1 protein-coding gene is annotated in these 968 nt (G+C 43.8%); it reads right to left on the reverse strand.

Annotation, left to right across the window (positions count from 1 at the left end; all coding sequences use genetic code 11):
- Positions 1-968, reverse strand: a 968-nt coding sequence (locus tag ACS8FC_RS15275) for a hypothetical protein (RefSeq protein ID WP_439297398.1), incomplete at both ends; no start/stop codon positions are given.

Raw genomic sequence — 968 nt, forward strand, 5'->3', positions numbered from 1 at the left:
TCCAGCACCACTATCCCAACCGACAGTACCACTGACGGCAAGTGCTGGTGCTAAGCGCTTGGCCAGACCTAACTCTACTTGCCATTGGTCATCATCATAGCTAACTAACGCTAACCCCTTATCATCCCGAGTCGAAACCTTGCTAACGTCATTATATAGTGATGGTACGATAGCAAAATCACTCCATGGTACCCAACGTACTTTTGCAGTCGCTAGGGTTGTAGGATTGATACCCGTTTGGAAATCAAGATTTACTGACTCTGGTGTACTAATCTCGATATCGGCATATCTAGTGGTTGGTAAGGCTAAACCAGCTGTAGCTCCGGCAGCTGTAGCAATAGGGAAAACTTCGAAAGCTTTTGCATCATGTTTAATCTCAGAGCGATAGGTTAATGCTGCTTTTAGTGCAATTTCAGGCTTACTATAAGACATACCAGCAATCCAGCCGTAGTCTTGATCTGGGTTAATATGCGTAGTATAGCCAGAAGCCGCACTATAAGCTGTGCCACGTAGTTTTACATCAGCGTGGACACGCTGAGCGACTGGACCACCATAAACTTGGTATTCTTTATTTTGACCAAACTTCGCACCAAAGATGCCAGTAATACTTTCTGTACGTACCTCTACCTGTGTAGTTTCACCTGCAGTAGCTGCCAAGCCTTTTGCAGCCTCAAGAGCAATTAGCTGACCCTGAGCTGCTTGTAATTGCTCAGGTGACAAATTACCTAGATTACCTGGAGTAAGCGCACCTCGAAGTTGAGTAATACTTTGGTCAACTAAACCTTGATTTAAATTAGGGTTGCCTGTGAAACCTTGAATAAGTGCATCTGCATTGTCATTAGTAACAAAATCATTATTACCAGTATAATCAGCGGCTGCGCCAAAAGGCTCGTCATATAAGACGCCAACACTAAACGTGTCGTTAATGTCTGTTTTTACGCCATAACGGAAAAAGTCATAAGATTCTG

The organism is Psychrobacter sp. 1Y4 (genome assembly GCF_051847555.1).